The sequence below is a fragment of the Psychrobacter sp. Pi2-51 genome, from assembly GCF_904846665.1.
Classification (GTDB): domain Bacteria; phylum Pseudomonadota; class Gammaproteobacteria; order Pseudomonadales; family Moraxellaceae; genus Psychrobacter; species Psychrobacter glaciei.
In genome coordinates, this window is record NZ_CAJHBP010000045.1 from 1 (window position 1) to 8,593 (window position 8,593).

General features: G+C 42.0%; 9 protein-coding genes. 1 reads left to right on the forward strand and 8 read right to left on the reverse strand.

Annotation, left to right across the window (positions count from 1 at the left end):
* Positions 1 to 66: 66 nt before the first annotated feature.
* Positions 67 to 231, forward strand: a complete 165-nt coding sequence (locus JMY08_RS13650; protein ID WP_201593731.1) for a hypothetical protein — start codon at positions 67 to 69, stop codon at positions 229 to 231.
* Positions 232 to 548: 317 nt separating this feature from the next.
* Here the strand turns inward: JMY08_RS13650 and JMY08_RS13655 are convergent, their stop codons facing one another.
* From JMY08_RS13655 to JMY08_RS13690, 8 genes are all read right to left on the reverse strand, one after another.
* Positions 549 to 2,033: a leucine-rich repeat domain-containing protein gene (locus JMY08_RS13655; protein ID WP_193005964.1), complete on the reverse strand. Its 1,485-nt coding sequence runs from the start codon at positions 2,031 to 2,033 to the stop codon at positions 549 to 551.
* 126 nt (positions 2,034 to 2,159) lie between these two features.
* Positions 2,160 to 2,582, reverse strand: coding sequence for an ion channel (locus JMY08_RS13660; RefSeq protein ID WP_201593732.1), 423 nt, complete (start codon positions 2,580 to 2,582; stop codon positions 2,160 to 2,162).
* Between the two features lie 124 nt (positions 2,583 to 2,706).
* Complete coding sequence (locus JMY08_RS13665; protein WP_025645701.1) at positions 2,707 to 3,033, reverse strand: DUF6122 family protein; 327 nt, start codon at positions 3,031 to 3,033, stop codon at positions 2,707 to 2,709.
* Between the two features lie 104 nt (positions 3,034 to 3,137).
* Positions 3,138 to 4,430 carry a hypothetical protein gene (locus JMY08_RS13670; RefSeq protein WP_071001775.1) on the reverse strand — a complete coding sequence of 431 codons (1,293 nt, stop codon included), beginning with the start codon at positions 4,428 to 4,430 and terminating at the stop codon, positions 3,138 to 3,140.
* Positions 4,431 to 4,605: 175 nt separating this feature from the next.
* On the reverse strand, positions 4,606 to 5,442 hold the full coding sequence (gene tatC / locus JMY08_RS13675; protein WP_201593733.1) for a twin-arginine translocase subunit TatC: 837 nt from the start codon (positions 5,440 to 5,442) through the stop codon (positions 4,606 to 4,608).
* Complete coding sequence (tatB, locus tag JMY08_RS13680; RefSeq protein WP_192992010.1) at positions 5,439 to 5,825, reverse strand: Sec-independent protein translocase protein TatB; 387 nt, start codon at positions 5,823 to 5,825, stop codon at positions 5,439 to 5,441. Before tatB ends, tatC begins: the two co-directional genes overlap by 4 nt.
* Positions 5,826 to 5,880: 55 nt before the next feature.
* The gene (gene tatA / locus JMY08_RS13685; protein WP_011959992.1) at positions 5,881 to 6,165 is read right to left on the reverse strand and encodes a Sec-independent protein translocase subunit TatA; all 285 of its coding nucleotides are present in this window, start codon (positions 6,163 to 6,165) and stop codon (positions 5,881 to 5,883) included.
* An 80-nt stretch (positions 6,166 to 6,245) separates the two neighbouring features.
* On the reverse strand, positions 6,246 to 8,593 hold a 2,348-nt coding region (locus JMY08_RS13690; RefSeq protein ID WP_227679695.1), incomplete at its 5' end, for a copper-transporting P-type ATPase.

An 8,593-nucleotide genomic window follows, 5' to 3' on the forward strand; every position in this document is an offset into this window, starting at 1 on the left:
TTGCTAGTCATACTATGTTCCTTCTTTTGGGTTAGTATAACCTCTTAAGCGTGGTCCGATTTAATTATGCCACTACACACACACTTAAGTTTTGGTAAGCATAAGGGTGAGGCTATTGCAGATTTAGCTGCGAGCTCTGAAGGTACTGGCTATATTAAATGGCTGCTCAAACAGGACAGTGTTGACCCTTATTTAGCTCAAGCATGCCAGCAAGCATTAGAGTCGGTATAAATATACTGATGTAGTCAGTTTGAGCTATGCTGAAAATTGAGATCGATACTAGAAATAGTTAACGCTAAAGTAGGTCAAGTTCTTATTGAAACTATAACTTATTAGGTGGTAAGTCCCTCAAAATTATGGTGTTTAAAATATCATCAATATCTGCATATACCATAGAAAAATCTTGCTCTGACAAGTCGGAAAAGCTCTATATGCTATTCTCTATACAGTGTAAAGGGCTGGAGTACGAAATTCACTTTTCTTGGGTGACGCTATTAATATCGGGGTTTGAAGTTTGCTAAGAGTATGATGTGAATATCGCACAACCGCTAAGAGTATGATTGTTTATCCCAACCGTAGACTGTATCAATAGAACGTAAATAACATTTCACCCTCGGAGAAAGCCTATCAAGAGGATTACCAGTAAGATTGATACATCTCAAACTATTCAGCTGTGTAAAACTATCTGGCAGGTTTCTAAGATTACAATAAACAAGCTCAAGCTTAACAAGATTATTAAGCTCACCAATACTATTAGGTAGCTTGCCCAATTTACAATAACTGATAAAAAACTCAGTCAGACTCTTAAGTTGCCCTATGATTTCAGGCAGCTCTTTGAGGCTACAATGGTTAATATAAAGCTTCTCTAGATTAGTAAGTTGACCTACGCTATCAGGTAGCTTGTCAAACTTGCCATGACTAATAAAAAGCTCAGTTAAGCTAATAAGCTGCCCTATGCTATCAGGTAGGACTTCAAGCTTAGAGTGATTAAAATTGAGCTTAGTTAAGTTAACGAGCTGTCCGATGCTATCAGGCAATACTTTAAGTTTACAGTTGATAATATTAAGCTCAGCAAGGTTAATGAGGTGTCCAAAGCTATCGGGTAGCTCCGTTAGTTCAAGGTGAAGCAGGTCAAGGTGAGTTAAGCTCAAAAGCTGGCCTATGCTATCAGGTAGCTCTTCAAGCTCACAATGAGTAATAAAAAGCTCTGTAAGACTGCTCAGTTGTCCAACGCTGGCGGGCAACTCTTTAATACGACAACGATTAATATAAAGCTTGTTGAGGTTGGTAAGCTGTCCAATACTACTAGGTAGGTCTTTGAGATCACAGTTAATAAGATCAAGGTCATTTAAATTTTTGAGTTGCCCTATGCTGTCAGGCAAGTGCTTGAGCGGGCAATAACTAATAAAAAGCTTAGCGAGGTTAATAAGCTGCCCTATGCTGTCAGGCAGTTCTTCAATCTCACAGTGAACTATATCAAGTACCGTAAGCTTAGTAAGCTGTCCAATGCTGTCAGGTAAACATTGAATCTGACAGCGACCAATGAACATCTTAGTAAGGTTATGAAGTTGTCCAATACTATCAGGTAGCGCTTCGAGTTCACTTTGATCAATAAAGAGTTCAGTAAGATAACTCAGTTGCCCGATGCTCTCAGGTAATGCGACAAGTTTAGAGTGACTAATAGACAGTTTGGTTAGATTAGTGAGCTTACCGATATTGGGCAGTAAATGACTTGAACATATGCCACTGATAGTTATATCTACTAGATTTGTAAGGTTGGTAAGCTCATCGGGTAGATAGGCTATTCTATAGACGTCTTTTGAGTGTTGCTCATCATGTTCAGGCTCTAAGATCTCTAGCTTTTTTAGGGCTAACAGTGATTCTTTATTACGAGGAATTTCAGAATGCTTGAGCTCAAACTCATCTGCCCACGCCCATATTTTCTCAATCCAGTTGTCATTAGTATTTAATGTTTTATTAGAAGTATCAGACTGATGAATGTCCTGATGGTAGTTATTATTGTTTGGATTCATAGCTTTATTCCTTATAACAACTTGAACTATTTTTCTTATGCCAGAATAACGTTAGTATCCTGACATAGGTTTATGCAGCCCTATGCTACACATAGTCGAGATAGTCTTTAGCTAAATAGTCTTTAGCTAATTTGCAAGGGTTTTTTTACCATTCATGATCTGCAGCACAAAGGTTCCGGACATTGTAATCAGTAGGAAACCATGGAAGGCCTCCATCGCGGTCATAAATCGAAGATGTCCGTTAGGCATGAGGTCACCTCGCCCAAGCGTTGTGTAGTTAACTAGCGAGAAGTAAAAGTAGTCCATAAAGGTAAGGGAGGCACTGCCGTTGGATGAGGACGAGACGAGGTCACCAACCTGAAAGTTATGCACAGCAACCCAAAAGCCAGTCGCATAAAGCAGTGCCTCAAGGATATGAGCCAGCACGATTGAGGCAACTGCGACCCCAAGGCAGTGTCCCGGATGGCGCGACGGCGTCACAAACTGTGACGAGAATTTTAATACGCCATAATGTATTGCTGTGCAGACAGCGATTAGAATCGCTGCCATTATAATTGCCAGAATCACTTTTTATCCTTTTTGAGGAAGGAACGACATTAAAGGAAGATTACCCTATTTATTTTAACTAATCCTGTATAATTTTTTCACTATAGCTAACGACTACGCATAAGCACTAGAGTCTATTCAGATAGGTCATTACGCAGTCATTTGAATCAGTCAGCATATGTAGTAACAATCCTAGACCAATTATTCTATAGGGCTTTGGTAGAAATAGCATAGCCGCATAAACTGCCATTGCATAGTAAGTATGTAATGGATGAAAATTAATACTACAGCGATCAGGTAAGAAAACAGGTGTTGCTAGCAAGTGATCTAAATCTACCAGCATGGTTGCTAAAAGAATCAAATATACTCGTTTGTAATCATCACGAAAAAAAGTATAGGCAATAATCAACGGCATGCCAAAATGCAGGAAGTAGTGGATAACGGTTTGGATCATCATCTTTCCAATTCAGCATGATGTTTTATTGATAAGTTGGTATGCAGAATAATTAAACTAGTAAACGTTACTTAAGAAGCCAAAGCTACATGTTCATGCTATGTTCAGACTTGAAAAACAGGCGCAAAGCCACCCCCTGGTGTGCGAAAGTTAGTCGCTTGGCCTTGATAGATACGCCCAGCAGTTAGTAGCAGCTGTCCTGCATAGGTATAAAGACGTATATCTACCTTTCTAGTCGTCACCACATCATCAATCTTTATTGATCGCTCTGTAGCAGGGATAAAGGTCTGCGCAATATAGCTTTCATCTAAAATAGTCTCGAATACGCGGCGGGTAATCTTGCTGCCACGGTAAACGCCCTTACTACCATAACCAGCTACTGGCTTAAAAAACAATTGTCTCCGAGTACGCCATAATTCTGCTGCATCCTCTTTTGTAACCATTCTGGTAGTTGGTACTGACTTTTTTAGATATTCTGCATCATCATCACCTAGTCCCCACGACTGCAAAGTTTGCGTATCGGATAGTAAAGTCAGGTTGCGCTTATTAGCGAATATAGCATGGGCATGCGGATTGGGGGTTACTACTACCGCACCCTCTAAATAGGCACTTTTAAGCACGGCGTGGTTGGGGTTTTCAAAGGCGAAATCGACTAACCGATTATAGATCATATCAATGGGCTTGCTATGAGCTGTCAGTACACCATCAGCATAGTTAAGCTCAGACGGATCGAGTATAACGGTATCAATGCCTTTAGCTTGAAGTAGTTGGCAGGCCAGCTGAAACTCCAAATACATGAACTGGCTTTTGGGCTCATTATCCACAATAGCAATGCGATTGGGCATGCTAGTTGCCGATTGTCGCTGCCATTCTTGTATGAACATATTAGCGACCGCTTCTTCAAACCCATCAAGCATTTTAGTAGTAGCAACACTTTGCTCTGAGGGGCGACAGCAGTGTTTTTGTGCGCGGGCAAGTGCTACGTTTAAAAATGCGCCTCCAGCATTGGTATTGATCTCAATAAGCTTGGGGTCATCGCTCCCTAAGTGAAAGTCATAACCCATAAAGGCCCCTATTGGCCCCGGATCGAAAGCCGCGATATTGGGTGCCCACGACAGTACTTGCTGTTGATATGACGGTAGTCTAGCAGTCGACTCAATAGCTGCGATGATTCGCACCATTGCTTCTATCTCTGTCTTAGGGACGAACACCGGTGTCGCTGAAAACAGCTTATTAAGCTCATTGGCTCCTAGTGGATTATCTCTTGTGTTTACTAATTGATCTTGCAGGCTGTTATTAAGCGCTTTACGATCTAAAGTACGGCAATAGCACTCTTGATTAAGCTGATTTGCCAGATTATCATTCGTTTTGTTTTTATTATTAATTAGGGATTCCATTTAAATCTCATTACTAAGTTGAATGTACTGATAGGGTTTAGGGGACAGCCAAAATAAAAAAAGTGTCTTAAATGTTTAAGATAAGGTTATTTTTATAGTTACTTTACGAAATAGTCATTTTGCAAGATACTTAATTTGCAATATATCTAGTTTATAAATTAGCTACTTTGCAAGGTTATACGGTTTTACGCTCTTCTTTAATGAGTACTTTCGCTAAAAACAAACCTAACTCGAACAGTAGCCACATTGGAATCGCGAGCAATAGCATTGACACCCCATCGGGCGGTGTGACTACCGCTGACACAGCAAAACAACCGACGATGATATATCGGCGCTTACTCTCTAGACTCTGAGTGGATATGATACCGACCATTATCAATAATAAAGTAACCACTGGAATCTCAAAAGTGAGTCCAAATACCATAAATAACTTTAGCGCAAAGCTTAAATAACTGTCGATATCGGTCATAGGTATAACGTTTTGCGGAGCGAATAAAATAAAGAACTTCAATACGCCTTTGAGTACCACAAAGTAGGCAAAAGCGACACCAGAATAAAATAGGAATATCGAAGATATCAGCACTGGAATAGTGATTTTTTTCTCTTTTTTATATAATCCAGGCGCTATAAATGACCAAATTTGATACAGAATATACGGCATCACTACAAATGCAGCAACGAAAATCGTCAAGCGAATAGGTGCCATAAAGTTCGAGGTAATATCAGTGGCAATCATGGTCGAATTGATGGGTAACTGCGCCACTAATGGGTCTGATAAAAGATTATAAAGCTCGCGTGAAAATCCCACCAATACTAAGAATATAATTAAGACGACCACGCATATTCTTATTAAGTGCGTACGCAGCTCGATTAAATGTCCGGTAATAGGCATATCGCCAAGCGTACCTAACGTATCTCCAGACTCACTATTCTGTGTTGTATCTGTTGGCGCCTCAAACTCTATATCTGTTATTTTTTCTTGTCGACTTTTTTGCCGTTTAAATAAGCTCATTTATCCCCCTTCTCTATAGCTGAAGAAGAGGAAGTATCTGGCTGATGATTTTGCTGCTGAGGAGTGTTTGACTGATAGGAAGTATCTAAGCTTTGGTTTTGCGAGTTTTCAAACTTATCCATACTACCGCGCATCTCGGCTAACTCACGCCGCATGTCTGTCTCAGTCTGACGAATCTTTGCCAGCTCATCTTGCATCTGTTTTCGTGTCTCAGCCAAATCAAGCTCAGACTCTATATCAGACTGTAAGGTTGAAATCGTGCGACGCAATTTGGCATACCATTGCCCAGCGGTACGTGCGGCTTGCGGCAGTTTTTCTGGGCCCAATACGATTAAAGCAATGACGCCAAACAAGAGTAATTCGGAAAACCCAATATCAAACATAACAGTCACATATATTAATAGACTACTTAGTGCCGCTATTTATAAGCGGCGCGCTTCATACTTTAGGCTGGTCATCAGTGGAAATAGGGCTGATTTCCATATCATCAGCCTGATTACCTACACGCGTATTTAAATCATTACTTGCAGCTGGCGTACTATTTTCATGGCTAAGCACATGATTTTTGCGAGCATTCTCAGGTTCTTCATCTTTGACCGCTTCTTTAAAACCCTTCACCGCACCGCCTAAATCTTTACCTGCATTTTTAAGCTTGGCAGTACCAAATACGACCACCACTACGACCAATAAAATCAGCCAATGTGTAATAGAAAAGCTGCCCATAACGGTATCCTTATATTTTGTGATCTTGTTTAGACCAGTATGTGTCAGTGTGCTTTAGAACACTTTTTACCGTACCAGAATTATAGTTTCAAACGGCGCAATCGCAGCGCGTTAGCAATCACCGAGAATGACGACAAGCTCATCGCTGCCGCTGCTATCATCGGACTGAGCAGAAGCCCAAATATGGGATAGAGCACACCTGCGGCAATAGGAACACCAAGTGCATTGTAGATAAAGGCAAAAAACAGATTCTGTCTGATATTGCGCATGGTGGCGTGGCTAAGCTTATAAGCTTTGGCAATGCCCATTAAATCACCTTTTAGCAGGGTAATGCCCGCACTCTCCATCGCCACATCGGTACCGGTTCCCATAGCGATACCAACATTAGCTTGCGCTAGCGCTGGTGCGTCGTTGATACCATCACCCGCCATAGCGACCAATTTACCGCTGTCTTGCATTTCTTTGACGATACGGTTTTTATCCTCTGGTGAGACATCCGCATGAACTTCATCAATACCTAGTTTATTGGCGACTGCCTGCGCGGTTTTTTCGTTGTCACCGGTTAGCATCACAACTTTTAAACCTGCGTCGTGAAGCAGTGAAATAGCCTCTTTAGTGCTTGGTTTAATAGGGTCAGCAACTGAAATAATACCAGCAGCTTTACCGTCTATAGCCACAAACATTACCGTTTCACCGTCTTTTCTACGGACATCAGCTTTAGTGGACAGCTCATTATCAAAACTATTTAGGCTTTCCATAAGCTTAGAGTTACCAATAGCGACTTTCTTACCATCGACCACGGCTTGTACGCCTTCGCCAGTAGTCGAATTAAAGTCAGTAGCTTTAGGAATAATGAGTGATCTTTCTTGAGCTGCTCTAACGATAGCTTCTGCTAAAGGATGCTCGCTAGCGCTTTCTACTGAGGCTACCAATGCGAGGAACTCGTCTTCATCTTGACCTACCTGCGCATCAATTGCGGTAAGCTCGGGCTTACCAGCGGTCAGTGTTCCGGTCTTGTCGACGACAATGGTATCGACTTTTTCCATACTCTCTAACGCTTCAGCATTTTTGATGAGGACGCCGTTTTGCGCGCCTTTGCCGGTACCAACCATAATGGACATCGGCGTCGCTAGACCAAGGGCACAAGGACAAGCAATAATCAGTACCGCAATCGCGTTAACCAAAGCATAGGTCATAGCGGGCTCAGGGCCGAATATCGCCCAGACAATAAAGGTAATGACGGAGCAAATAAGCACGATCGGTACGAACCACCCAGCTACCTTATCTACCAATTTCTGTATAGGTGCGCGGCTACGCTGGGCTTCAGCAACCATTTGTACAATTTTAGATAATACTGAATCTGCTCCAACATTGACCGCTTCGACTAATAGCGTTCCGGTGCCATTTACCGTACCACCAGTCACTGTATCTCCTGCTACTTTTGATACAGGGATTGGCTCACCCGTCACCATTGATTCATCAACATTACTATTACCATCGATCACTGTACCATCTACGGGTAGTTTCTCACCTGGTTTAACCCGTAGCTTATCGCCAGTGACGACCTCATCAAGCGAGACTTCGACTTCTTCACCGTTTTCATCGACACGTCTTGCGGTTGGTGGTGCGAGCTCAAGCAAAGCTCTAATCGCACCTGAAGTTTGACTTCTAGCTTTGAGCTCTAATACTTGACCCAGTAGCACCAAGGTCACAATGACCGCTGCCGCTTCATAGTAGACTCCGACTTGACCAGAGGCATCTCTGAAACTGTCTGGGAAAATATCGGGAAAAAAGGTCGCGACAATACTAAAAATATAAGCAGCGCCTACGCCTATCGCAATCAAGGTAAACATATTTAGATTGCGGCTTTTTATAGACTGCCAGCCACGGACGAAAAACGGGGCGGCGCCCCAAAGCACTACAGGGGTCGCGAGCACTAACTCAGCCCATTGTAAGATCTTTGAGGAGATACCATACTGACTAAAATTAACTACGTTTAAGTCAAACATACCGCTCATCACATATATTAATAGCGGTACAGTCAACACGGTACATATCCAAAAACGACGAGTCATGTCGTCAAGCTCTGAGGTGTCCTCTTCACCGATAGTAAGCGTTTCGGGCTCAAGCGCCATACCACATATCGGACAACCGCTATTTCTAACGTCTCTCACTTCAGGATGCATAGGACAGGTATATACCGTGCCATCGTAATCAGCAGGTACTTTATCGTATTTACCGCCTTTAACAGATTTTACTCCGCTACTATCAGTATCCTTTCCATGACAGCTAGCGTGACTATCATCTTTAGCAACTTCGTCTTCAGGTTTAAGAAACATGCCACATATTGGGCAGTCACTTTTTTCAACATCTCTTACTTCTGGATGCATAGGACAAATATAGACCGTACCGCTATAATTTTCCGGTA